The sequence below is a fragment of the Actinacidiphila glaucinigra genome, from assembly GCF_900188405.1.
GTDB classification, from domain to species: Bacteria; Actinomycetota; Actinomycetes; order Streptomycetales; family Streptomycetaceae; genus Actinacidiphila; species Actinacidiphila glaucinigra.
The window spans coordinates 362,246-385,231 of the sequence record NZ_FZOF01000008.1 but is presented as its reverse complement, the minus strand read 5'-3'; the positions used below and the strand labels follow the sequence as shown (position 1 = coordinate 385,231).

Here is a 22,986-nt window from a genome sequence, read left to right as displayed (position 1 = left end):
TCAAGAGTCGAGGAGACGCCAATGCCGTCGCAGGACAACCTGTGGGAGATCCCGGCCTCCGGGGCCGCGCGCTTCTCCTGGGAGTACGACGACGGGCGCGACCGGCTGCTCGCCCTCTACCAGAAGGGCAAGGACAAGCAGTGGGACGCGGTCACCCGCATCGACTGGGACATCGAGGTCGACCCGTACGACCCGCTCGGCGTGCCGGACCAGAACATGACCGTCTACGGCACGCCGTACTGGGACAAGATGTCCGAGCGGAACAAGCGCGAGATGCGCCGCGCCTACGCCTCGTGGCAGTTCAGCCAGTTCCTCCACGGGGAGCAGGGCGCCATGGTCTGCGCCGCCCGCATCGTGGAGTCGGCGCCCGACCTCGACGCCAAGTTCTACTCCGCGACCCAGACGATGGACGAGGCCCGGCACGCCGAGATCTACTCCCGCTTCCTGCGCGAGAAGGTCGGTATGACCTACCCGATCAACGACTCGCTGCAGGCACTGCTCGGCGACACCCTGCGCGACTCCCGCTGGGACATGCCCTACCTGGGCATGCAGGTGCTCATCGAGGGCCTGGCGCTGGCCGCCTTCGGCATGCTCCGCGACACCACCGACAAGCCGCTGCCCAAGCAGATCCTCGCCTACGTCATGCAGGACGAGGCCCGGCACGTCGCCTTCGGGCGGATGGCGCTGCGCGACCACTACAAGCAGCTGTCCGACGCCGAACTGCGCGAGCGAGAGGAGTTCGTCATCGAGGGCTGCTACCTCATGCGCGACCGGCTGCGCGGCGCCGAGGTGCTGGAGGACTTCGGCATCCCGCGGCAGGAGGCCGAGGAGCTGAGCGAGCGCTCGGAGTACCTGCAGCTCTTCCGCAAGCTGCTGTTCAGCCGCATCGTGCCGTGCGTGAAGGACATCGGGCTGTGGGGCGAGCGGCTGCAGCGCGCCTACGTCGACATGGGCGTCCTGGAGATGGGCGACTCCGACCTGGACCTGCTGATGGCCCAGGACGAGGAGATCGCCGAGAAGCTCGACGCCGAGCGCTTCGCCGAGGAGGAGACCGCGCGGGCCGCCGAGGTCGAGGAGGCCATCGCCCTGGGCGCCCAGGACTGACCGGGGCGGGGCACCGGGTCAGTGCGCCAGCACCGCGCGCATCACGGCGCGGGCGACCGGGGCCGCCTTGCCGCCGCCGCTGATGTCGGCACGGTCCGCGGCGGCGTCCTCCACGACGACGGCGACGGCGACCTCCGCGGGGGCCCCGCGGCTCTGCTTCGCCCAGGAGATGAACCAGGCGAACGGGTTCCCGCGGTTGTCCTCGCCGTGCTGCGCCGTGCCCGTCTTGCCGCCCACCAGCGCGCCGGGGAGCGCGGCGTTGCGGCCCGTGCCGTGCCGCACCACGGCGACCATCATGTCCTGCATCGCGAACGCCACGGCCGCGTCCATGACCTGCCGGTAGGCCCGTTGCCCGGTGACCTCCAGCGGAAGCCCGGCGCCGTCGGTGGTCCGGTCCACCAGGTGCGGGTACATCAGCGTGCCGTCGTTGGCCACGGCCGCGGCGACCATCGCCATCTGCAGCGGGGTGGCCCGGGTGTCGTACTGGCCGATGGACGACAGCGCCAGCTGCGCCCGGTCCATGCGGCGGTCGAAGACGCTCACCGCGGGGTGCGAGGGCACCCCGATGGAGGGGTCGTTGAAGCCGAAGGCCTCGGCCGTCTCGCGCATCGCCCGCAGGCCCACGTCGTCGCCGAGCTTGCCGAAGACGGTGTTGCAGGAGACGACGTACGCGTACCGCAGCGGCGCGTCCTCGCAGCCCGCGGACGCCGACTCGTTGCCCAGCGCCGTCGTGGAACCCGGCAGGGGGTAGGGGTCCGGGGAGTCGGTGGGCCTGTCGACGTCGGTGACCACCCCGGAGACCAGCGCCGCGACCGCGGTCACCGTCTTGAAGGTCGAACCCGGCGGATACGTCTGGCGCAGCGCCCGGTTGAGCATCGGCTGGTCCTCGGCCGTGACGAGCCTGCGCCAGGCGCCGAGCGCCTGCGGGCCGGTGCCGGCGATCGTCCCCGGGTCGTAGGAGGGCGTGCTGACCAGCGCCAGGATCCGGCCGGTCGCCGGGTCGAGGGCGGCGACCGCGCCCTTCTTGCCGCCCAGCGCCTTGTACGCGGCCTTCTGCACGGCCGGGTCGATGGTGGTGCGGACGTGGCCGGGGCGTTGCGGCTGCCTGCTGACCGCGTTCCACAGCGGGAGCGCGGACAGACCGGGGGAGGAGCCGGAGAGGATGTCGTCCTCGGCGGCCTCCAGCAGGGCCGTGCCGTACGTCTGGGAGGAGAAGCCGGTCACCGGGGCGTAGAGCGGGCCGTCGGCGTAGGTGCGGACCCAGTCCAGCTGGGCGCCGGTGGACCGGGAACCGGTCACGGGCCGGCTGCCGACGAGGATGTCGCCGCGGGGCTGCCCGTAACGCTCGATCGGCACCCGCCGGTTGGCGGGATTCGCGTCGTACGCGGGGGCCCGCACGACCTGGATCCGGAGGGCGTTCACCAGCAGGGCGACCAGGAGCAGCAGGCACAGCGCCGCGGCCCGGCGGGCGTACGGGATCACGCGGCGTCCGTCCCGCCGGCGGCGGTCCGGCCGGCGTCGGTCCGGCCGGCGTCCGGACCGGGCAGCGGACGGCGTGCGGTGTCGCTGAGCAGGATCAGCAGGGCGACGATCACCCAGTTGGTGACGACCGACGAACCGCCCTGCGCCAGGAACGGCATCGCCATCCCGGTCAGCGGGATCAGGTCCGTCACCCCGCCGGCGATCACGAAGACCTGCAGCGCGACGATCGAGGCCAGCCCCACGGCCAGCAGCCTGCCGAACGGCTCGCGGATCGCCAGCCCCGCCCGGTAGCCCCGGGCCACCAGCAGCCCGTACAGCAGGAACAGCGCGGTCAGCCCCGTCAGTCCCAGCTCCTCGCCCGCCGTGGCCAGGATGAAGTCGGACTTGGCCGCGAAGCCGATCAGGATCGAGTGCCCCTCGCCCAGGCCGGTGCCCAGCAGGCCCCCGGCGGAGAACGCGAACAGCGACTGCGCCAGCTGGCCCGGCCCCAGGCCCGCCTCGATGCTGGCGAAGGGGTGCAGCCAGTCCGCCACCCGGGAGTGCACATGCGGTTCGAGCGTGCCGACGAGGAAGGCGCCGGCCGCCGACAGCACCAGCCCGATCGCGATCCAGCCGGTGCGGCCGGAGGCGACGTAGAGCAGGATCACGAAGAGGCCGAAGAACAGCAGCGAGGTCCCCAGGTCGCGTTCCACGACCAGCACGCCGAGGCTGATCGTCCAGACCGCCAGCACCGGGCCGAGCACCCGGCCGGTCGGCAGCTGCAGCCGGTGGAACCGCCAGACCCGCCGTCCGGCGTACGCGAGCGCGGCGCGGTTGTCCGCGAGGTACGCCGCGAAGAACACCGCCAGCAGCACCTTCGCGAACTCGCCGGGCTGCAGGGACAGGCCCGCGACCCGGATCCAGATCCTCGCGCCGTTCACGGCGGGGAAGCAGCTCGGCGCGATCATCAGCACCAGGGCCGCCACGACACCGAGGTACGCGTACCGGGCCAGGGTGCGGTAGTCGCGCAGCAGCAGGACGACCGCGGTGAACAGGGCCACGCCCAGCCCCGACCAGATCAGCTGCGCCGGGGCGGCGGCGTCGGGGGTCTCCAGGTCGAGGCGGTAGATCAGGACCAGGCCGAGGCCGTTGAGCAGCACCCCGATCGGCAGCAGCAGCGGGTCGGCGTACGGGGCGCGCAGGCGCACCGCGAGATGGGCCGCCAGCGCCAGGCCGCCGAGCGCCGCGCCGTAGCCGGCCGCGCCCCGCGGCACGGCGCCGTCGTGCGCCAGGCCGACCGCGCAGTAGCCGTACACCGGGATCAGCACCGCGCCGACCAGCAGTGCCAGCTCGACGCCCCGGCGGCGGGGCAGCCGGACGGCGGGCACGGCGAGGGCCGGCGGCGAGGTCCCGGGGGCGGGGGCGGTCATGGGACGCAACGTAGCAAGACATCCAGGACAAATCGCTCATATTCCTCAAGGGTGGCGCTGTCACAGGGGGCCACTAGCGTGGCCGCCATGACCTTCAAGGCACCGCAGTCCCTGTCCGAGCTGCCGTACGCGCAGGCGCTGGAGCCCTTCGACGGGTCCGGGCTCGGCGTCGAGGAGCGCTACGACACCGTCCACTTCGACGGGCTCACCCTCGACGAACAGGACGCCGGCGGCGCCGTCTTCCTCGAGTGCGCGATCACCGACACCGTCCTGGAGGGCGGCAGCCTGCGCCGGGCGCGCTTCAACGAGGTCTGGCTGCAGGGCGACCGCTTCGTCGGCGCCTCGGCCGCCGAGACGAACTGGATGGACGTCACCGCCGACTCCTGCGTGCTCGCCGGGGTCGAGGCCTTCGGCGCGGTGCTGCGGCGGGTGGTCTTCCGGCGCTGCAAGTTCGACTCCGTCAACCTGCGCGCCGCCCGGCTCCACGAGGTCGTCTTCGAGGACTGCGTGCTGCGCGACGTCGACCTCGGCGGCGCCCGTCTGCAGGACGTCTCCTTCCCCGGCACCGCCCTGGAGCGCCTGCGCCTCGGCCGCGCCGAGCTCGACGCCGCCGACCTGCGCGGCGCCACCCGCCTCGACCTCGCCGACGGCCACGACTCACTGCGCGGCGCCGTCATCGGCAGCGCCCAGCTGCTCGACCTGGCCCCGGCCCTCGCCGCCGCGCTGGGCATCGTCGTCCGGGACGGCGAGGAAGAGCGCCCGCGCCGTCCCCGGCGGCGCTGACCGGCCCGCGGCCGGCCCGCGGCCGAAAAGGTGCGGCGCGGGCCCGGCCGGCGCCGCAGAATCACAGGCATGGGAAAGACGTACGAACGCATCGACGGGCGCCTGCGCGCCTTCATCGAGGACCAGAAGGTCTTCTTCACCGCCACAGCGCCCCTGTCCGGCGACGGGCACGTCAACGTGTCACCCAAGGGCCTCGACGGTTCCTTCGCCCTCCTCGACGACCACACCTTCGCCTACGCCGACCTCGGGGGCAGCGGCGCCGAGACCATCGCCCACCTGCGGGAGAACGGCCGCATCACCCTGATGTGGTGCGCCTTCACCGGGCCGCCCACCATCGTGCGGGTGCACGGGCGGGGCGAGCCCGTCTTCCGCGACGACCCGCGCTGGGACGAGCTCCTGCCGCACTTCTCCGACGACATCCGCAAGCGGACCGACCTGCGCGCCGTCATCGTCGTCACCGCCGAACGCATCAGCGACAGCTGCGGGTTCGCCGTCCCCACCATGGACTTCCGGGAGGAACGGCCGCTGCACACCCGGCGCTTCGCCCGGGAGACCGAGGAGTCCTTCAGCGACTACTGCGAGGGCAAGCCGTACGTCGCGACCAGCCTCGACGGGCTGCCGGGGCTGCCGCTCCCGCTGCCGCCCCGCACCTCCTGAGGGGCGCGCCCGCACCAACCCGGTTCCGGGGAGCGCGATTTGGGACGACAGAGTCTCAAAAGCACCCTTGCGGCGACAAGATCCCTCTGTCGTACTTGTACGGCCGTGTGTCCGGAACCGAGAGGTGGTCCCCCCATGCCCGTACGGTCCGCGCGCGGTCGCCACCGCAGACCCCAGCCGCCGAGCCGGCTCTCACCGGTGTCCGTCGCCGTCACCGCCGCCTCCGGCGCGGGGCTCGCGCTGCCCTTCATCGCCGCCTCGGGCGCGGGCGCGGCCACGGCCGGCACCTGGGACAAGGTCGCCGCGTGCGAGAGCAGCGGCAAGTGGCACATCAACACCGGCAACGGCTACTACGGGGGGCTGCAGTTCGCCCAGTCGACGTGGAAGGCGTACGGCGGCACGAAGTTCGCCGCCCGGGCCGACCTGGCGACGAAGACCGAGCAGATAGCGACAGCCGAACGCGTGCTGGACGGGCAGGGCCCCGGGGCGTGGCCCGTGTGCTCGCAGCGCGCCGGGCTCACCCGGGGCGGGCAGGAGGCGCAGGACCAGCCGCAGCGTGAAGCGGCCACCCCGGCGAAGAAGACCGGGAAGAACGCCGGGAAGAGCGCCGGGCAGAACGCCGAACGGAAGCAGAGGGAGAAGCAGAAGCCGGAGACGGACCGCCGCCCCGCGGCGCCGGGCGGGTCCTACACGGTCGTCAGCGGGGACACCCTCTCCGGGATCGCCGACGAGCAGGACGTCCACGGCGGCTGGCAGCGGCTCTACGCCGTGAACCGCCCGGTCGTCGGAGCCGACCCCGACCTCATCCTCCCCGGGCAGGAACTGTCCGTGCCCGGCGCGAAGCCCGCGAAGGACGCCAGGCCCTCGAAGACCTCGAAGACCTCAAAGCCGTCCAAGCCGTCCAAGCCGTCCAAGACCTCGAAGCCCTCCAAGAGCCCGAAGTCCGCGGAGCGGCGCGCCGAACCCGCCTCCGCCACCCGGGCGTTCGTGGCGCCGGTCAGCGGAGGGCTCGGCACCCCGTACCACCGCAGCGGATCGCACTGGGCCAGCGGCTACCACACCGGCCAGGACTTCACCGTGGCCACCGGTACCTCCGTCAAGGCGGTCGCCGAGGGCACCGTCGTCGAGGCCGGCTGGGGCGGCGCCTACGGCTACCAGGTGGTGATCCGGCACCACGACGGCATGTACACCCAGTACGGCCACCTGTCCTCGCTGACGGTGCGCGCCGGCCAGTCCGTGGCCGCGGGCCGCCAGATCGGCCGCTCGGGTTCCACGGGCAACACCACCGGCCCGCACCTGCACTTCGAGGTGCGCACCGGCGAGGGGTACGGCTCCGACGTCGATCCGGTCGCCTACCTGCGGCGGCACGGCGTGCGGCTCTAGCCGGCGGCGGGCCCGGGCCGTCGCGGCCCACGCGCCACCGGCGGACCGCACGGGCCGCACGGAGTCCGGCTAGTGCTCGCGCTCGACGAGGTCCTTGAAGCGTTCGAGGTCGTCACGGACCGTGCGCTCGATCGCGCTGACCTGGGCGAAGCCCTTGGGGCCGCCAAAGGCGTCACGGATCTCGGCGGGGTCGTACTCCATGCGGACCTGGACGCGGCTGTGCTGCTCGTCGATCGGGAGGACCGAGCACGTCCCGGTGATCTCGGCGCCGCCGCTGGTGCGCCAGGTCATCTCCCGGGTGTCGCTGCGGGCCTTGGTGCGGTCGGAGAACTCCGCGTCGAGCGAGTCGCCGCCGGTCCCCGACACGCCGAGCCGGGCCCTGCCGTCCCCGGCGGCGCTCGCCTCCCGGACGCCCCCGACGAACTGCGGGTAGTCCTCCAGCCGGTGCAGGTGCCGCCACGCCACCTCGGTCGGAACGTTCAGGTCGATCTGCTCTTCGAGTCTGCTCATGAGCTGCCACCTGCCTTCCTCCCTCCAGCGTGCCTCCTGCCCCCGGCTCACGCCACGCTGACCTCCGGGACGTCAGGGACCTCCGGGACCTCGGTGACCGCTTCCGTCACGGCGACGCGGCCGCCGAGGCGGGGGGCGGTGCGCAGGCCGGCGTCGCCCTGGGTGAGGAGGCGGACGGCGGCCCAGGGGAGGTTCACGCCGGTGAAGGCGGTCTGGAAGATCCCCGCGGAGGGGCGGGGGTTGGCCTCCAGGAGGACGGGCTCGCCGTTGCGGTGGCGCAGCTGCACATTGGAGAGGTACGCGAGGCTGAAGTGCCCCACGAGGCGGCTGGCGATCTCCGTGATCCCGGGGTCGTCCAGGAGCAGCCGGTAGCGGCCCTCCTTGGCCCGGGGGATCGCGGCGAGGAGCCGCCCGCCCGGCGCGGACAGGCAGTCGACGCTGATCTCGGGGCCCTCCAGATAGGGCATGACGATCATGCGGGGAACGTGCTCACCCTCGTCCGCGGCCCGCTTCATCGCCTGGGCGACCGCGTCGACCGAGGCCATCGGCCTGGCGGGGGCGAGCAGGTCGCGGATGCCCATCGGCCGGTCCTCCAGGATGCGGAAGCCGAAGGCCGAGTACTCGCCGGCGGGTTTGATGCACAGGGTCTCGCCGGTCGCCGCGAGCTCGTCCACCGCGGCCCGCAGGCCGTCGGCGTCCCGCACCACCCGCCACGGCGGCACCGGGATGCCGGCGGTGAGCGCCTCCTCGTACGTACGGCTCTTGCTGGTCAGGATCTCGACCGAGGCGAGCGGCGAGCACATCAGCCGGGTGCCCTCGGCGGCGAACGCGTCGGCCCGTCCGGCCAGCGCGGTCAGCCGGCGCGGCGGCACGAGGACGTCGATCCCGTGCCGGCGGCAGAAGTCGAGGGCGAAGTCGGCGTAGGCGTCGTCGCCGACGTGACGGGGCTCCACCTCGGCCACGTCGCACGCGGCCAGGGCGGGGGCCGAGGGGTCGACGTTGGTCCCGTGGATACGGACGTCCACGGAGTCGGGGTTGCCGCGCAGCATCCGCATCACCTGGGTGGTGGCCACCCCCGCGCTGCTGAGCCATATTCGGAGGGCCAACGGACGCTCCCCTCATGCATGGGGCGCGGCAGGAAGGCATGCGGAAGCGCACGTTTTCCGGCCGTCCGGGATCTTGTGTGAGGCGGATCATATCCGTGTTCGATGACGCCGGTGTTTCACGTCCGCGGAGCGCAGCGGAAGAGCGGTCGACCCGCCGTCACTCGTCCGTCCCCCGGGAACGGGCGGGACGGCCGCGGCGGGCCAAGGCTGGGAGGCGACAGCAGTCCCTCCGGCCGGAAGAGAGAGCAGCATGGCTGGGCCTTCCTCCCCCGCTCCGCTGAACCGACGTCACATAGCGCGCGCGGGCGCGCTCGTCGCGGCGCTCGCCTCGACGGCGCTCGCCGCCGGTCCCGCCCTCGCGGCCGCGGTCGCCGACGGCGCCGCCGGCGGGGCCCGGCCGACCGTCGTGCTGGTGCACGGCGCCTTCGCCGACGCGTCGAGCTGGAACCCGGTGGTCGAGCGCCTGGAGAACGCCGGCTACAAGGTCGTCGCCCCCGCCAACCCGCTGCGCGGGCTGGTCGGCGACTCCGCCTACACGGCCAGTGTGCTGAAGAGCATCGACGGCCCGATCGTGCTCGCGGGCCACTCCTACGGCGGCGCGGTGATCAGTGGCGCCGCGGCGGGCAACCCGAACGTCAGGGCGCTGGTCTACGTCTCGGCGTTCATGCCGGACGCGGGGGAGAGCCTGGGCGGGCTCGCGTCCCGGTTCGCGCCGAGCGACCTCGACTCGGCGCAGCGTCCCGTGCCGTACCGGGACGGGACGGGCAGCGGCACCGACATCTACATCCGGGACTCCGTCTTCCGCAAGGTCTTCGCCGCGGACCTGCCCGCGGCCGCGACCCGGCTGATGGCCGCCGAGCAACGGCCGATCGCGACGCGGGCGTTCACCGACAAGGCACCCGGCGCGGCCTGGCGGACCATCCCCTCGTGGGCGCTGGTCGCCACCCGCGACCACGCCATCAACCCGGCACTGGAACGCTTCGGGGCGAAGCGCGCGGGCTCGCACACCGTCGAGGTCGACTCCTCGCACGTCGCGATGCTCTCCCACCCCGACGCCGTCGTCCGGATGATCCGCGAGGCCGCCGACAGCACGGCGTCCGGTTCCGCGGAACGCCCCGCGCTCGCCGACACCGGCCCCCGGGACCGGGTCCTCACCAGCGTGGGCGGCTTCGCGAGCGTCGCCCTCGTGGCCGGCGCGGTCCTCGTGGCGGTCGTGCGCCGCTACCGCCGCTGAACCCCGGCGCGGTGAGGGTCACCGCCCCCACCGCGCCGGGCCCCGAAGCACTCCCCGGCGCCGGCTCACGGACCGGTGGGGATGCCGACCGAAGGCGAGCGCCTACGGCCTCCGTCATCGCGGTCGCCGAGCGGCCCGCGCCGCATCCGCCGTCGCGTGCCACCTCCGGTCGCCGGCGCCGGCGCCGGCGCCGGACCGGTCCGCCGGAAGGCGGTGACGGCGTTCGGCCACGCGCCTCGTCGCGGAGGGGAGCACGGGCCCCGGCGCCGGCTGCCGGGAACGGCGGCTCGCACATGGCCGCGGGGCCTCAGCCCAGCCGTACGGCGACGGCCGCGCGGTGGCCGTCCCCGACGGCGACATCCGATAGCGTCCAGCCCTCGGGGCCCGCGGCCGGGTCGGGGCCGGAGCCCACGTAGTCCTCGGACGGGTCCCTGGACAGGCCCGTCCCCAGGCCCTTCAGGTACGCCTCCTTGCGCGCCCACGTCCGCGCGAAGGCCTCCCGGCGCTCCACCGGCGGCAGCATCCCGAGCTCGTCCACCTCCGCCGGGTGCAGCGAACGCCACACGCCGTCCACGGCCTCCTGGCCGGGCAGCGCCTCCACGTCCACCCCCACCGGGCTCGCGGCGAAGGCCAGCAGCGTCAGCTCCCGGGAGTGCGAGAGCGAGAAGTGCGGGCTGCCGCTCTCCACCGCGGGGCGGCCGTGGGGGCCGCCGCAGGACGGGCAGGTCTCCCGGGTCAGCGGCACCGCGCCGGGCCGGGTCCCCAGATACGCCGCCAGCAGCAGGCGCAGCGCCACGTGCGCGGTGACATAGCTGGTGCGGTCGCGGTCGAAGTGGAAGGCGGAGGCCCGCTCGCGCTCCTCCCGGTCCAGCAGTCCGGGCGCCAGATGGACGGCGGCGGCCGCGTTCGCCGCCGTGTCCACCAGGCACAGCCGCGGCGGATCGCCGGGCCCCGGCGGGGTGAGCCGCCGGGCAGCCGCCGCCACGGTGAACCGCTCCGGGACCAGCGTCACGGCCGGGCCGCCGGCACCGTGGACGCGGCCGGGACGATCGCGAACGCCTCGACCTCCAGCAGCAGTTCGGGCCGGAAGAGCGCCGCCACCTGCACCGCAGAACTGGCCGGGGGCCGCTCGGTGTCGACGTACGCGTCGCGCGCCTCGCGGACCGCGGGCAGGAAGGCGACGTCGGTGACGAAGAAGGTCAGCTTGACCACGTCGCTCCAGCCCGCCCCGGCGGCCGCCAGGCAGCGGTCGAGGTTGGCGAAGACCTGGCGCGCCTGCGCCGCCGGGTCGTCCGCTCCGACCAGCTCGCCCCGCTCGTCCACCGCGATCTGGCCCGACACCGCGACGAACCGGCCCTCGCCCCACACGACGTGGCTGTAGCCGGTGCCCGCGAGGACACCCTCCGGAGCGGCGACGTGGGTGAGGTGCGTCATGCGTTCCCCCTTGATGATCGACACCGCTCCATGCTCTCCCACGGGGTCGATCCGGCGCCACAGCGGACGTCATGACCGGTGTCATTGGCCAGGGATTCTCTGGGCATAAATCGTCATATGGGCGGAGACAGGAGGTTCCCCTCATGAGTCATGCCGAAACCTACGATCTGACCTTCCCCGTCTCCGGCGACACCGTCGTCGTCAAGCGCACCGAGCGCAAGGGTGCCGGGGGGCACCCGGTGTACAGCGACGACACGGGCATCGTCCAGGCCGAGATCAGCGACCGGGGAGAAGTCCGCATGCTCGCGACGGGCGGGCACCAGCGCCACGACGTCCCCTCGCGGGCGACGCCGCACTGAGCCTCCCGCCCCCTCCGGCGTCCCGGAACCGGCCCTGCCCCGGCGCCGGACGCCTGCGGCCCCCCGGTCCCCGGTCGCCGTACGTGACCGCGCGGACCGGGCCCGTCGCCGGCGCCCGGCCCGACGTCGCCACCCGGGTTCCCGGCTAGTCGATTTGAATATCCAACTCACTGGGCTACCGTGGGTCGGGAACACCGGACCCGCATCCCCAGGGGGCGTCATGCCCGGCTCGATCACGGACACGGAAACCGCGGACGCCACCGGCACCCCGCGACCCGCGGACGACGGCACCGTCCGCATCGACCGCTCCTGGTGGTCGTGGAACGGGGCGCAGGGAGGTCATGTCGCCGCCCTCGCGCTGGCGGCCATGCGCGACGACCTGGCCGCGCGGACGGGGGAGCGCCTCCCGGTCCGCACCCTCGGCGCGCACTTCCTGGCCCCCGTCGACGAGCGCCCGCTCCGCCTCGCGGTGACCACCCTGCGCGAGGGCCGCCGTTCGTCGGTGTCCTCGGTCACCGCGCTGCAGGACGACTCCGCGGCCCTCACCGGCGCCGCCGTGTTCGGGCGGAGCGAGCCCGGCCCCGGCCACGCGGGTACGCCCGCGCCCGTCGTCCCCGGTCCCGAGGCCTGTCCGCCGCTCACCCTGCCGCGCTCGCTGGCGGCGTTCGCCGCCCACCTGGAGATCCGCCCGGCCGACGACGCACGCCCCCTGGCCGGCGGTGCGCGGGCCGAACTCACCGCCTGGATGCGCTTCGCCGACGGCCGGCCGCTGGACCCGCAGGCGCTGGTCGTCCTCGCCGACGCCCTGCCGCCCGCGCTGTTCGCCGTGTGGACCGAGCCCCGCCCGGTACCGACGGCCGAACTGACCGTGCACTTCACCGACGTCCTGGACGCCGCGCCCGCCGAGGGCTGGGCCCTCGTCCGCAGCCGCACCGAGCACGCGGGCGGCGGCTGGGCCGTCGAGGACAGCGCCCTGTGGACCGAGGACGGACGGCTGCTCGCCCTGGCCCGGCAGGCGCGCGCCGTACGCGACTTCCGCCCCGGCCACCAGGGCTGACCGCCCGTCCGGCCCGTCCGTGCCCGTTCGTGCCCGTCCCCACACGGACGGCGGCGGCGCCGGACCCCCCTCCCGGTCCCGGGGAGGGGCGTCCGGCGCCGCCGGCCGGCCGAGGCGCGGTGCGGGGTCAGCCGATCTCGGCCCCGTACACCTCGAGCGCGTCCGTCACCGGCTGGAAGAACGTCTCCCCGCCGCCGGTGCAGTCACCGCTGCCGCCCGAGGTCAGGCCGAGGGCGGTGGCGCCGGAGAAGAGGGCGCCGCCGCTGTCGCCGGGCTCGGCGCAGACGTCGGTCTGGATCAGTCCGGAGACCGAGCCCTCCTGGTAGTTGACGGTCGCGTCGAGCCCGGTGACCGTGCCGTCGTGCACCTGCGTGGTGCTGCCGCTGCGCTGCACGGCCTGGCCGACGGCCGGGGTCGCCGCCGAGGTGATCTCCTGCGCCGAGCCGTTGTACAGGTCGACCGCGCTCGGGTGGTCGACATCGCTGCCGGTGTACTTGACCAGCGCGTAGTCGTGGCCGGGGAACGTCGCGGCCTCGACGGAGCCGATCTCCCGGCCGCCGGAGCTGTCCGACCAGCTCTTGATGTCCACGCCGCAGTGGCCGGCGGTGAGGAAGTACGGCTGCCCGTCCTTGACGACGTTGAAGCCCAGCGAACAGCGGGCGCCGGAGCCGAAGATGGCGTCACCGCCGGCGATGAAGGGCTTGAACTCGCCCTTCGACTTCTGAACGCGGGCCGTACCGGCGCCGAGGCCGTCCACCGCCTCGTCCAGCCGGTCCATCCCGGCCGCCGACACCGTCCGGTCGGCCGTCACGACCACCTGGTTGGTCCGCGGGTCGACCGACCAGGCGGTGCCGGGAATGCGGGCCTGAAGCCCCAGGGTCCTTGTGGCGGCGCGCAGTTCGGCCATGGTGTGGGCGACCGTCCTCGGCACGGCGCCCGCCGCGCGGACGGTGTCGGCGGCCTCGGCGCCGAGCACGTTGACGACGAGCCGGTCGCTCCCGGCGTCGTAGTACGACCCCGCGGTGTCCTCGGCGTCCAGTTCCGAGGTGAGGTGCGCGGCCAGCGTCACCGCGGCCGCGGGCGTGAGGCTCCGGGGGGCGGGTGCCGGGCCCGGCGCGGCGTTGGCGTGCGGCAGCACGATCAGTGCCGCCAGCACGGCCGTCGCGCCGCCGCCCGCGAGTACGGCCTTCCGCCCGGATATTCGACGATGCTTCAAGTCCTGTACCTCCGTGTGGGGGGATGGGTCGGCTCAACTGCCGCCGACCCGGAGGAATTTGCGGTCCCAGGCGCCACATCCCGAAAAGAATGCGTGTCCACGCCAAGCAACGCCGTCGAGTATTCCGAGGCCGTTTGGTGAGCGGCAAGGCGGCATTCCGGTCTCCACAGCCGTCTCACAAGACATCCCGATTCCTCGGATGGAACCTTTCATTCCGCTCCGTGGAAGGGCTCCCGCCGCGCTGCGCGACGGGCCGGGCACATCGGGTGAGGACTACACCTGTCCGGTAACCGCCCCCGGGAACACCGGCGGGCGCCCCCGTGAGGGCGCCCGCCGGGTCGTCGGAACCGGTCCGCTACGTCCCCGGCGGTACGGCGGGGATCGCCTCCTGCGGCGTACGCGTCGTCGACTGCGTCCCGGCGGCGGTGGCGGCCGGGTTGAGGTCCCGGTGGACCACGCGGGCGACCGCCTCGATCGTGGCGACCCCGGCGTTCATGGTCCGGTTGTCGTGGGTCAGCACCGTGAGGGAGTAGTCGTGCCCCGAGCCGGTGAACGCGCCGAGGCTGTGCACCCGCCAGCCGTGGGTGGCGCGCGGCAGCCAGCCGTTCTTCACGTGGACCGTCACGCCCCGCGGGGCGCCCGCGGGCGTGCCCCAGCGCTGCGCGGTGACCACCTTGTTCATCAACTTCAGGATGTATGCCCGGGAGTTGTCGCTCAGCACCGAGTTCTTCGCCGTCACCAGGTCGAGCAGCCGCTGCTCGTCCTTGGCCGTGATCTGCGTCAGCCCCCAGTAGCCGTTGCTCCCCGGCACGGTGCGGGTCATCCCCGCGGCCTTCAGGAAGCCCTTCACCTTGGCCACCCCCAGCTGCCGCCAGAGCTGCGTGGTCGCGGCGTTGTCCGACTTGGTGATCATCGCCGTGGCCAGCTTGACCTCACGCGCGGTCAGATAGCGGTTGTGCTTCTTGTTGTCCCACAGCAGGGTGGCCAGCACCGTCACCTTCACGGTGCTCGCCGAGTCGAACCGCTGGTCCGCGCGGAGCGTGCACACCGTCTTCGTCCTGCGGTCCCGCAGCGACAGGGCCACCGTCGCCGTCCTCCCGCGCAGCGCGCCGGTGATGTCCGCGCTCAGCTTCGCCGCCAGCCCCGCCTTGCCCGAGGTGCACACCACCGCCGGTGCCGCCGCCGCGGCGCTCCCCGCACCCGTCCCCACGACGGCGGTCGGCACGACCGTGCCCACCACGACCGCGGCCGCCGCAGCTCTCCCGGCGCGCCGCGCCGTCCGTCCCCGTTCCATGGCCCCTCCCCGTCCTCCCCGTCGGCCCGTCGCCGGGCCCTCGCACACGTTGACTCGCGCTCGCGTGCGAATGGTTGTACGGGGACGGGGCCGTTCCCCCAATGGAGCGGGTTCAGCGGACGCCGCGCGTGCGGAACTGGATGCTGATCCGCGGCCCCACGGCGCGAGTGCTCTTGGGGATCGCGTGCTCCCACGTCCGCTGGCAGGAGCCGCCCATCACCACGAGGTCGCCGTGTCCCAGCGGCAGCCGCATCGAGGCCGCGCCCCCGCCGCGGGGCCGCAGCGCCAGGTCGCGCGGGTCGCCGACGGACAGGATCGCCACCATCGTGTCCTGGGTCGCCGACCGCCCCGTCCGGTCACCGTGCCAGGCGACGCTGTCCCGGCCGTCCCGGTAGAAGCAGAGCCCCGCCGTGACGAAGGGCTCGCCGAGCTCGTCGGCGTAGTGGGCGTCGAGGGCGGCGCGGGCCTCGTCGAGGACGGGGTGCGGCAGCGGATCGCCCTCCCCGTAGAAGGACAGCAGCCGGGGCACGTCGACCTCCCGCTCGTACATCCGGCGGCGTTCCGCCCGCCACGGCACCGAGCCCGCCAGCTCCCCGAACAGGGCGTCCGCCCCCCGCAGCCACCCGGGCAGCAGGTCGAGCCACGCCCCGCTGCCGAGCCCGGTCCGCCGGAGGCCGTCCAGCGGACCGAGCAGCAACTCGTCGGTCTGGTCGAAGAGCGATCCCTGGAGCGGTGCGGTCATGGCTCCAGGGTAACCCCTCAATCGAACAAGTGAGCTATTCCGGCTGTTCTCCGAACGCAGCCGGGTCGAGCCCGGCCAGCCGCTCGGGATCGGCCAGGATGTCCAGCTCGACGACGAGGCCGTCCACGATCGTGAAGCCCAGGACCGACACCACCCGGCCCTCCGCCACGGCGACCACCCCCGGCGCCCCGTTGACCAGTGCCGGCCGCGCCTGCAGGGCCGCGTGCCGGAAGGTGAGCGCCTGGCTCGCGACCGTCCGTGCGCCGCGCACCTCCCGGGTCGCCCCGGGAAAGGCGGCGCCGGTGTCCGCGCGCAGTACGACGTCCGGGTGCAGCACCGCCACCAGGGCCTCGAAGTCGCCCGCGTGCGAGGCCGCCAGGAAGGCCCTGACGACCTGCCGCTGACGGCCCAGGTCGGCGTCCGGCACCGGAGTCGCCCCCTGCACCCGGCGCCGCGCCCGGCTGGCCAGCTGCCGCGTCGCCGTCGGCGTCCGCCCCACCATCGGGGCGATGTCCTCGAAGGGCACCGCGAACATGTCGTGCAGCACGAAGGCGAGCCGCTCGGCGGGCGACAGCGTCTCCAGCACGACCAGCAGCGCCAGCCCCACCGAGTCCGCCAGCAGCGCCGCCTGCTCCGGGTCCCCGGCCGCGTCCGGCGGGCTCACCACCGGGTCGGGCACCCGTACGTCGTCCAGCGGCGACTCGCCCCGGGAGGTGCGCGAGCGCAGCATGTCCAGGCACACCCGGCCCACCACGGTCGTCAGCCAGCCGCCCAGGTTCTCGATCCCGTCCGCCCTGGCCCGGTTCAGCCGCAGCCACGCCTCCTGCACGGCGTCGTCCGCCTCGGTCAGCGACCCGAGCATGCGGTACGCCACCGCCCGCAGGTGCGCGCGGTTGTCCTCGAACCGCTCCGCCAGGAACTCCTCGTCGTCCATCGGTCCCTCGGTCCCATTCCCTCGTCGCGTTCCCTCGGCGCACTGACGAACCGGACGCGTCCAATGTGACAGAGGGGTGCGACAGGGCGGGGGCTGCGACGAGGGGGCGGTGCCGCGTCGGCCGCCGGATCACCAGCCGGCGAACAGGCGCCCCCGGTGCGAGGCGCGCCGCGCGCTGTTGAGCAGCGCCTGGATCTGGCTCCCCGCCTGGTCCGCGGCCTCCAGCCGGGACGGGAAGGGCAGCCGGGCGTCGGTGTGGCCGTTCCCGTACTCCACGCGCAGCGTGATCCCGTACCGGTCGACGGCCACGGGCAGGACCCGCCGCGCGCCGGGGGCGGGGGCGGGCCGTACCAGCCGCAGGAGCAGCGGTACCAGTTCCGCGTGGTCGTCCACCAGGTGCGTCAGCATCCCCGCCTCGGCCGTCGCCAGCGGGTCGGCCTCCGCCGTCGTCAGCTCCGCCAGGCCGACGGAGGCGGTGCCCTCGGCCGTCTCCAGCGTCGCGTGCACGAACTGCACGCACTGGCTGTCCGGGGCGTCCGACCGGTACGGCGCGGCCGTCCAGCCCGTGACGGTCACGCGGGCCCGCACCCGGTCCCGTACCGGGGTGGGGGCGACATCGGTGAACTCCAGCGAGATCGGCGTGCCCTCGGGGCCGAAGGCTGTCTCCAGGGGGTGCAGGTGGACGTGGCCGGCGAGCGCCTGTGCGGTCAGCCGGGTCACCTCCGTGCGTTCGCGGTCGGTGACCACGGTCATGGAGTGGGCCGAGGCGAGGACGGACCGGATGCGTTCGGCGTGCGTCGGCCGGGCGGGAGCGAGGGGGGCGGTGGTCTTGCTGCGCATCCGGATCTCCGCGGAGGTGTCAAGTTAGGTTTGCCTAACCTAACCACATGTGCCCGGGCGCCGCCATCCCCGTGAGGGCTACCGCCCCGCCCCGTACTCCTCGGGGCAGGGCGGAAGCACGTCGAGGAACTCCTCCGTGGTGAGGATGGCGTGCGCGTAGACCGGCGCGTTCACCTCGAAGGTCGCCTCCATCTCCGCCGGGCTGAAGGCGGCGATCGCGTCCCGCACCAGGGTCACGTGGTAGCCGAGCTCCTGGCCGAAGCGTGCCGTGGTGTCGACGCAGGTGTTGGCGCGCATCCCGATCAGCACGATGCGCGACACCCGGTGCTGCTTCAGCTGGAAGTCCAGGTCCGTGTTGGCGAAACCGCTCGACGACCAGTGCTCGTGCACCCGGATCTCGCCGTCGACCGGCTGGAAGTCGGGATGGAACTCGCCGCCCCAGGAGTCCCGCGCGAAGATCTGGCCCTTGACGCTCGCCTCCTGCGCGGGGGAGAGGTGCTCCCAGTCCTGGTAGTCCCCGGGTGCGGTGCGGCGGTGCGCGACGAAGAACGTCCGTATACCGCGGGCCCGGGTGGCCGCGAGCACCTGCCGCATGTGATCGAGCAGCCCCACCTGCTCGGCCACCGTTTTCGCGCGTGGCCAGAGTTTCCCGCCCTCGGACAGGAAGTCGTTGTACGGGTCGACCAGCAAGAGGCCGGTGTTGGCGCTGGAATATCCCACTGCTTCCATGTACCGATTCTCGGCCCGGACCCGAAGGGGCACCTGCGCAGCAGGTCAGAGCCGGTGTCGGTGGTCAAGCCACGAAAGGACGGGACATGACCCGCGGCGTGCGCCGGTGTTCCCTGGCGGGGAGAGTTCCCCCCACAGCCGAAACGCCCGTGAAACACCGAGCCGTTCCGGAATCCCGTGGCCGGTTCACTCCTCCCGGCAGGGGCGCACATAATGGGAAGGGAGGGCGCACGGGAATCCACCTCAATTCCCGATGCCCTACGTCTGGGGAGAGTGCCGTGAGTTCCATACCTCCTCCGCCCGATCACCCCGCCGGCCCTCCGTCCGGGCCGCTGTCCGGCCGGCCGTCGGGAGAGCACCCGCCGGTGACCCCGGGGCCCCCGCCCCCACCGGCGGCGCCACCCCCCGGCCCACCGCCACCGCCCGGACCACCCGGTCCCCCGGGCCCGCCGAGCGGCGCGGGGCGCGGCGGCGAGCCAGGAGAACCCGGCCGCCACCGCGGACCCCCCGCCCCGTGGTGGCGGGCCCGCCGCACCCTCGTCACCGCGGGCACCGCGATGGTCGTGGCGGTCGCGGTGATCTTCGCCTTCTCGTTCCTCGGCGGCACCAAGGGCGGCGGCGAGATCTTCCTCCAGAACGCCTCCGCCGCCGGCCCCGACCCCTTCACCCCCTCCACGGCGGGCGAGCCGGGAACCGCGGTCACCCCGACCATCACCCCCAACGAGTCCTCGGCCCCCGGCGGAACCCTCAAGGTCAGTGGAGCCCACCCGGGGCTCTACAGCGGCAAGCAGAACAAGGCCGCCTGCGACGTCGAGAGGCAGATCGCGTACCTCACCGGCGACCCGGCCCGCAGCAAGGCCTTCGCCGAGACCCTCAAGGTCGAGCAGCAGGACCTCCCCGCGCATCTGCGCGCGCTGACGCCCGTTCAGCTGAACTGGGACACCCGTGTCACCAGCCACGGCTTCAAGGACGGCAAGGTCACCGACTACCAGGCGATTCTCCAGGCCGGCACCCCCGTCATGGTCGACAACCGCGGCGTGCCGGTGGTCCGCTGCGCCTGCGGCAACCCGATGAGCGCGCCCGACGCCGCCAACGGCACGCCGACGTACAGCGGCCGGCAGTGGGAGACCTTCCGCGCGGCGGGCCTGGTGGCGGTCGTCCCGTCCGACAAGCCGATGAAGACGCTGACGCTCTACGACCAGGACAGCAAGCGCTGGTTCGAGCGCCCCAGCGGCAAGGTCGGGGGCAAGCGCGACCACAAGGTCGAACCCCCCAGGGGCGGGCCCTCCGACTCCTCGGTGCCGGTCCTGCCGTCGCCCTCCACCGGCTCGCAGCTGGAACCGCCGGGGACGACGATGCCGCCGCCGAGCGAGGAGAGGAAGCAGGAGGAGCAGCCGAAGGAGGAGCCCAAGTCGCCCGGCACGCAGGAGCAGTCGCCGGAGAAGGGCACGGAGGAGTCCCCGAAGAGCGAGGAGCCGAAGAGCGAGGAGCCGAACAAGGAGGAATCGCCGAAGCAGGAGGAGCCGAAGTCCCCGGGCACGCAGGAGGAGTCCCCGAAGCAGGAGCAGCCGAAGTCCCCGGAGCAGCCGGAAAAGCCGGAACAGCCGAAGACGCCCGAGCAGCCGAAGCCCCCGGAGCAGCCCGAGAAGCCCCCCTCCGAGCCCCCGCAGCAGGAGCCCGTACAGCCCGAACAGCCGCCAGCCCAGCCCAAGTCCTCCGGCGGCGGCACGGGCGACCAGCCCCGGCAGCAGCCTCCCGCCCTGCCCAAATCCCCCGTCGAACCGGCCCCCAGGTCCAGCTGACGCCCCGGCCCGCACCGGCCCCGCCCCCACCCGGGGACGGGGCCGCTGTCGGACCCGCCTGCGACGATCCCCGCATGCTGTACGACACCGTGCCGGCCGAGGCCCGCAGGAACGACGCGCTCGACGACGTACGATCCGCCACCCTCGACCGCGCCCGCTGGCTCCTCGACCTCCTCGACCGCGGCCGAGCGGAGTACCGGCTCGCCTTCGGTTCCCACAGGGGGGAGTACCGGCGCCTGGAGGAGCTGCACGCGGGGATCCGGACCGAGATCGACGAGGGACTCGCCACCCGGTCCGGCGGCGAACTGCGCGCCGCCGCCCTGTCCCTGCTGCTGGTCGCCCGTCCCGACGGCTCCGGCGTGTGGCACTACCGCGACCGGGTCGCGTCCCTCATATCCCACCAGCGCGGATGGACGCCCGACGAGGTCGCGGTCATGCTGCTGCGCGTCGGCGAGTACCGCGCGGGCCACTGGCTCGCGGAAGCCCTCGGCGCGGTGCTCGACGCCGTCGACCGGCTCGACACCGACGGTCGCCGTGCGGTCACCCCCCACCTGCGCCAGGCGTACCGAAGGCTCATGGCCGCGGAAGTCGGCGCGGACGTGCGCGGACGGCTCGGCCGGCGCCTGCGCGCACTGCTGCCGGACGACGCCGCCGCCGGCATGCCGGACGAGCTGATCCCCGGGGACGCCCCGTGGGCCACCGCGCTGCGCGAGCACGCCGACACCGCGCCCACGCCCGAACTGGCGGAACTCGTCCGGCACCTGGCGAGCCCGTCGGGGCCGCGCCCGTCACAGCGCTGGCGACGGACCTGCCTGGCCCTGAGCGAGGCGGCATCGGCGCGCGGCACGACGGCGGAGATGCTGCGGGCACTCGCCGAGGACCCACCGCTGTGCAGCAGGACGGACGGGGCGCCCGCCCCCTGGCACGGAGACGGCTTCCACCTCCACTACGTCGTCGGGCAGAACGACGGCGACCTCGCGCGCGGCGTCGTCTGGGCCGCCGCGCTCACCGCCGGCCCGGCCACGGCCGGCCACCTCACCGCCCTCGCCCTGCGCACCGGCGGACCCGGATCCGACGTGATCGATGACCTCAAGCTCGCGGGCGCGGCGATCAACGCGCTCGCCGCGATCGACGATCCCGCCGCGCTGGAAGACCTGTGGCGGCTGCAGACGAAGCTCAAGCACCGGGCGCTCCTCAAACAGCTCGCCACCGCCCTGGCGACGGCCGCCGCACGGCAGGGCATCACCCCGGGACAGCTGATCGAGCGCAGCGTGCCCGGGCACGGCCTGGCCCCGGACGGCAGCCTCGTCCGCGAACTGGCCGGCCACCGCGCCCGGGTGGCGATCGAGGACGCCGTCACCGTACGGCTCACCTTCACCGGCCCGGACGGACGGACGTCCCGTACGGCCCCCGCCGCGGTCAAGGCACGGTGCGCGGACGAACTCGACGAGCTCAAGCTCCTGGCCAAGCAGGTGCGGGCCACGCTGTCGGGGGAGCGGGCCCGCCTCGAAGCGCTCATGTCGGCCGGGCGCACCTGGAGGTACGAGGAATGGCGCCGCCACTACCGCGACCACCCCGTGACCGGCGTCCTCACCCGGGGCCTGATCTGGGAGGCACGCGACGCCGAGGGCTACTGGCACGCCGTGGCACCCCTGAGCGAGCCAGTGGGCGAGCCCTCGCAGATGCGGCTGTGGCACCCGGTCCACGCCTCGCCGGACGCCATCGCGACCTGGCGCGCCCACGTGGTCGCCGCCGGGCTGCGGCAGCCGTTCAAGCAGGCGTTCCGGGAGATCTACCTGCCGACCCCGGCGGAGGAGGAGACCGGCGTCTACTCCAACCGCTTCGCCGCGCACATCGTGGACTACCCCCGGTTGTACGCGCTGTTCAAGGAGCGCGGCTGGCAGGCCGACTTCCTCGGGAACCACTATGGCGGCCACGACGGCCTGGCCCGCGGCGAGTTCGGCGACGGCGGGTGGCGCGCGTGCCTCCACCACGAGCCGGCCGGCTTCGACGCCGGCTACGCCCCGGACCACGCCGCGACCGACCAGGTCAGGTTCGAACGCCGCGACGGCCGGCGCTGGCGCGAGACCCCGCTGGCCGAAGTGCCGCCCCTGGTCTTCAGCGAGGCGATGCGCGACGTAGACCTCTTCGTGGGCGTCACCTCGATCGCGGCCGACCCGACGTGGACCGACCGGGGGGAGGACCGGTACGACGCGTACTGGCGGGCCGCGTCCTTCGGGGAGCTGACCGCGAACGCGGAGATCCGCCGCGAGGCCCTGCAGCGCATCGTGCCGCGCCTGAGGATCGCGGACCGCTGCACCCTGGAGGGCCGCTACCTGACGGTCCGCGGGGACCTCACGACGTACCGGATCCACCTGGGCTCCGCGAACGTGCTGATGGCACCGGACGACGCCTACCTCTGCATCGTCCCCGCCCGGCGCAAGGCCGACGACCGAGGGGTCTTCCTGCCCTTCGAGGACGACCGGCTGGCGCTGATCCTGTCCAAGGCGGCACTGCTGGCCGCGGATTCCCGGATCACCGACCCGACGATCCTCCGCCAGATCGAGCGGGCCGCCCGATGACCACGGTGACGTTCCAGGACGAGACGGCCGGGGGCAAACCCCTCACGGCCCTGGAGGTCAGCGGCCTCCCGGACCGCATGACCGCCCGCGACCTCCTCCACCTCCGCGTCCGCGAAGAGGTGACGCGCCACAACGCGGACCCCGCCAACACGCCCCTCGACCGGCCCACGGAAGCCGCCCGCGCGGAACGCGCCTTCCTGTCGAACGCCTTCTTCGTCCTGACCCCCACCCACCAGGTCACCGAGCTGGACGACGTCATCGACCTCACGACAACCCCGACCCTGACCTTCCTCCGCCTCGTCCCGCTGGCCGGAGGCTGACCCCGGCCG

At 73.8% G+C, this 22,986-nt stretch carries 22 protein-coding genes; 10 read left to right on the top strand and 12 right to left on the bottom strand.

The annotated features are described in order from the left end of the window. Positions 1–21 precede the first annotated feature (21 nt). On the top strand, positions 22–1,104 hold the full coding sequence (locus tag CHF15_RS19920) for a ferritin-like domain-containing protein (protein WP_089225174.1): 1,083 nt from the start codon (positions 22–24) through the stop codon (positions 1,102–1,104). Positions 1,105–1,122: 18 nt separating this feature from the next. Here CHF15_RS19920 and CHF15_RS19915 read toward each other — a convergent pair whose 3' ends face one another. Both CHF15_RS19915 and CHF15_RS19910 read right to left on the bottom strand, forming a co-directional pair. Next, a complete protein-coding gene (locus tag CHF15_RS19915; RefSeq protein ID WP_089225173.1) occupies positions 1,123–2,586 on the bottom strand; it encodes a penicillin-binding transpeptidase domain-containing protein in 1,464 nt (487 codons plus the stop codon). Continuing rightward, entirely contained in the window at positions 2,583–3,995 is a 1,413-nt protein-coding gene (locus CHF15_RS19910; RefSeq protein ID WP_089225172.1) for an FtsW/RodA/SpoVE family cell cycle protein, read from the bottom strand. Before CHF15_RS19910 ends, CHF15_RS19915 begins: the two co-directional genes overlap by 4 nt. 87 nt (positions 3,996–4,082) lie before the next feature. Here CHF15_RS19910 and CHF15_RS19905 point away from each other — a divergent pair, with 87 nt between their 5' ends. From CHF15_RS19905 to CHF15_RS19895, 3 genes are all read left to right on the top strand, one after another. Then, positions 4,083–4,778, top strand: a complete 696-nt coding sequence (locus CHF15_RS19905; protein ID WP_179279873.1) for a pentapeptide repeat-containing protein — start codon at positions 4,083–4,085, stop codon at positions 4,776–4,778. Between the two features lie 69 nt (positions 4,779–4,847). Continuing rightward, positions 4,848–5,435, top strand: a complete 588-nt coding sequence (locus CHF15_RS19900) for a pyridoxamine 5'-phosphate oxidase family protein (protein ID WP_089225170.1) — start codon at positions 4,848–4,850, stop codon at positions 5,433–5,435. Between the two features lie 135 nt (positions 5,436–5,570). Beyond that, the gene (locus tag CHF15_RS19895; RefSeq protein WP_089225169.1) at positions 5,571–6,818 is read left to right on the top strand and encodes a transglycosylase family protein; all 1,248 of its coding nucleotides are present in this window, start codon (positions 5,571–5,573) and stop codon (positions 6,816–6,818) included. A gap of 69 nt (positions 6,819–6,887) precedes the next feature. Here CHF15_RS19895 and CHF15_RS19890 read toward each other — a convergent pair whose 3' ends face one another. Together CHF15_RS19890 and CHF15_RS19885 are read right to left on the bottom strand one after the other, a co-directional pair. Next, positions 6,888–7,328, bottom strand: coding sequence for an SRPBCC family protein (locus tag CHF15_RS19890; protein ID WP_089225168.1), 441 nt, complete (start codon positions 7,326–7,328; stop codon positions 6,888–6,890). 47 nt (positions 7,329–7,375) lie between these two features. After that, complete coding sequence (locus CHF15_RS19885) at positions 7,376–8,434, bottom strand: ATP-grasp domain-containing protein (protein ID WP_245938922.1); 1,059 nt, start codon at positions 8,432–8,434, stop codon at positions 7,376–7,378. 250 nt (positions 8,435–8,684) lie between these two features. Between CHF15_RS19885 and CHF15_RS19880 the strand changes: the two genes are divergently transcribed. Continuing rightward, positions 8,685–9,668, top strand: a complete 984-nt coding sequence (locus CHF15_RS19880; RefSeq protein WP_089225167.1) for an alpha/beta fold hydrolase — start codon at positions 8,685–8,687, stop codon at positions 9,666–9,668. Positions 9,669–9,975: 307 nt separating this feature from the next. Here the strand turns inward: CHF15_RS19880 and CHF15_RS46410 are convergent, their stop codons facing one another. Together CHF15_RS46410 and CHF15_RS19870 are read right to left on the bottom strand one after the other, a co-directional pair. Further along, entirely contained in the window at positions 9,976–10,680 is a 705-nt protein-coding gene (locus tag CHF15_RS46410) for a 4'-phosphopantetheinyl transferase family protein (RefSeq protein ID WP_089225166.1), read from the bottom strand. Further along, positions 10,677–11,102 (bottom strand): RidA family protein, encoded by a 426-nt coding sequence (locus CHF15_RS19870; protein ID WP_089225244.1) that lies wholly within the window; start codon positions 11,100–11,102, stop codon positions 10,677–10,679. Before CHF15_RS19870 ends, CHF15_RS46410 begins: the two co-directional genes overlap by 4 nt. A 143-nt stretch (positions 11,103–11,245) precedes the next feature. Between CHF15_RS19870 and CHF15_RS19865 the strand changes: the two genes are divergently transcribed. Further along, positions 11,246–11,461: a DUF6296 family protein gene (locus CHF15_RS19865; RefSeq protein ID WP_018563588.1), complete on the top strand. Its 216-nt coding sequence runs from the start codon at positions 11,246–11,248 to the stop codon at positions 11,459–11,461. Positions 11,462–11,681: 220 nt separating this feature from the next. After that, entirely contained in the window at positions 11,682–12,518 is an 837-nt protein-coding gene (locus tag CHF15_RS19860; protein ID WP_089225165.1) for an acyl-CoA thioesterase, read from the top strand. 127 nt (positions 12,519–12,645) lie between these two features. Here the strand turns inward: CHF15_RS19860 and CHF15_RS19855 are convergent, their stop codons facing one another. The 6 genes from CHF15_RS19855 to CHF15_RS19830 form a co-directional block, all read right to left on the bottom strand. Next, positions 12,646–13,734 (bottom strand): S1 family peptidase, encoded by a 1,089-nt coding sequence (locus CHF15_RS19855; protein WP_089225164.1) that lies wholly within the window; start codon positions 13,732–13,734, stop codon positions 12,646–12,648. Positions 13,735–14,089: 355 nt separating this feature from the next. Then, entirely contained in the window at positions 14,090–15,028 is a 939-nt protein-coding gene (locus CHF15_RS19850) for a serine hydrolase (protein ID WP_089225163.1), read from the bottom strand. Positions 15,029–15,140: 112 nt separating this feature from the next. Beyond that, positions 15,141–15,770, bottom strand: a complete 630-nt coding sequence (locus tag CHF15_RS19845) for an alpha-ketoglutarate-dependent dioxygenase AlkB (protein ID WP_089225162.1) — start codon at positions 15,768–15,770, stop codon at positions 15,141–15,143. A 34-nt stretch (positions 15,771–15,804) separates the two neighbouring features. Next, positions 15,805–16,704 (bottom strand): sigma-70 family RNA polymerase sigma factor, encoded by a 900-nt coding sequence (locus CHF15_RS19840; protein ID WP_089225161.1) that lies wholly within the window; start codon positions 16,702–16,704, stop codon positions 15,805–15,807. A gap of 129 nt (positions 16,705–16,833) precedes the next feature. After that, positions 16,834–17,544 (bottom strand): DUF2470 domain-containing protein, encoded by a 711-nt coding sequence (locus CHF15_RS19835; RefSeq protein WP_089225160.1) that lies wholly within the window; start codon positions 17,542–17,544, stop codon positions 16,834–16,836. Positions 17,545–17,622: 78 nt separating this feature from the next. Next, a complete protein-coding gene (locus tag CHF15_RS19830; protein WP_089225159.1) occupies positions 17,623–18,273 on the bottom strand; it encodes a cysteine hydrolase family protein in 651 nt (216 codons plus the stop codon). A 563-nt stretch (positions 18,274–18,836) separates the two neighbouring features. On the opposite strand from CHF15_RS19830, the gene CHF15_RS19820 reads away from it, so the two are divergent. The 3 genes from CHF15_RS19820 (at position 18,837) to CHF15_RS19810 (ending at position 22,977) form a co-directional block, all read left to right on the top strand. After that, the gene (locus CHF15_RS19820; RefSeq protein WP_143681592.1) at positions 18,837–20,075 is read left to right on the top strand and encodes a DUF6777 domain-containing protein; all 1,239 of its coding nucleotides are present in this window, start codon (positions 18,837–18,839) and stop codon (positions 20,073–20,075) included. Between the two features lie 74 nt (positions 20,076–20,149). Then, entirely contained in the window at positions 20,150–22,657 is a 2,508-nt protein-coding gene (locus CHF15_RS19815) for a DUF4132 domain-containing protein (protein ID WP_089225156.1), read from the top strand. Further along, on the top strand, positions 22,654–22,977 hold the full coding sequence (locus tag CHF15_RS19810; RefSeq protein WP_089225155.1) for a hypothetical protein: 324 nt from the start codon (positions 22,654–22,656) through the stop codon (positions 22,975–22,977). The genes CHF15_RS19815 and CHF15_RS19810 overlap by 4 nt, the downstream gene beginning before the upstream one ends. Positions 22,978–22,986: the final 9 nt, after the last annotated feature.

What these genes read in the sequence shown, in the direction of transcription:
- CHF15_RS19920 (WP_089225174.1), top strand. Translation starts at nt 22, where the DNA reads ATGCCGTCGCAGGACAACCTGTGGGAGATCCCGGCCTCCGGGGCCGCG.
- CHF15_RS19910 (WP_089225172.1), bottom strand. Translation starts at nt 3,995, where the DNA reads ATGACCGCCCCCGCCCCCGGGACCTCGCCGCCGGCCCTCGCCGTGCCC.
- CHF15_RS19905 (WP_179279873.1), top strand. Translation starts at nt 4,083, where the DNA reads ATGACCTTCAAGGCACCGCAGTCCCTGTCCGAGCTGCCGTACGCGCAG.
- CHF15_RS19900 (WP_089225170.1), top strand. Translation starts at nt 4,848, where the DNA reads ATGGGAAAGACGTACGAACGCATCGACGGGCGCCTGCGCGCCTTCATC.
- CHF15_RS19895 (WP_089225169.1), top strand. Translation starts at nt 5,571, where the DNA reads ATGCCCGTACGGTCCGCGCGCGGTCGCCACCGCAGACCCCAGCCGCCG.
- CHF15_RS19890 (WP_089225168.1), bottom strand. Translation starts at nt 7,328, where the DNA reads ATGAGCAGACTCGAAGAGCAGATCGACCTGAACGTTCCGACCGAGGTG.
- CHF15_RS19880 (WP_089225167.1), top strand. Translation starts at nt 8,685, where the DNA reads ATGGCTGGGCCTTCCTCCCCCGCTCCGCTGAACCGACGTCACATAGCG.
- CHF15_RS19870 (WP_089225244.1), bottom strand. Translation starts at nt 11,102, where the DNA reads ATGACGCACCTCACCCACGTCGCCGCTCCGGAGGGTGTCCTCGCGGGC.
- CHF15_RS19865 (WP_018563588.1), top strand. Translation starts at nt 11,246, where the DNA reads ATGAGTCATGCCGAAACCTACGATCTGACCTTCCCCGTCTCCGGCGAC.
- CHF15_RS19860 (WP_089225165.1), top strand. Translation starts at nt 11,682, where the DNA reads ATGCCCGGCTCGATCACGGACACGGAAACCGCGGACGCCACCGGCACC.
- CHF15_RS19850 (WP_089225163.1), bottom strand. Translation starts at nt 15,028, where the DNA reads ATGGAACGGGGACGGACGGCGCGGCGCGCCGGGAGAGCTGCGGCGGCC.
- CHF15_RS19845 (WP_089225162.1), bottom strand. Translation starts at nt 15,770, where the DNA reads ATGACCGCACCGCTCCAGGGATCGCTCTTCGACCAGACCGACGAGTTG.
- CHF15_RS19840 (WP_089225161.1), bottom strand. Translation starts at nt 16,704, where the DNA reads ATGGACGACGAGGAGTTCCTGGCGGAGCGGTTCGAGGACAACCGCGCG.
- CHF15_RS19835 (WP_089225160.1), bottom strand. Translation starts at nt 17,544, where the DNA reads ATGCGCAGCAAGACCACCGCCCCCCTCGCTCCCGCCCGGCCGACGCAC.
- CHF15_RS19830 (WP_089225159.1), bottom strand. Translation starts at nt 18,273, where the DNA reads ATGGAAGCAGTGGGATATTCCAGCGCCAACACCGGCCTCTTGCTGGTC.
- CHF15_RS19815 (WP_089225156.1), top strand. Translation starts at nt 20,150, where the DNA reads ATGCTGTACGACACCGTGCCGGCCGAGGCCCGCAGGAACGACGCGCTC.
- CHF15_RS19810 (WP_089225155.1), top strand. Translation starts at nt 22,654, where the DNA reads ATGACCACGGTGACGTTCCAGGACGAGACGGCCGGGGGCAAACCCCTC.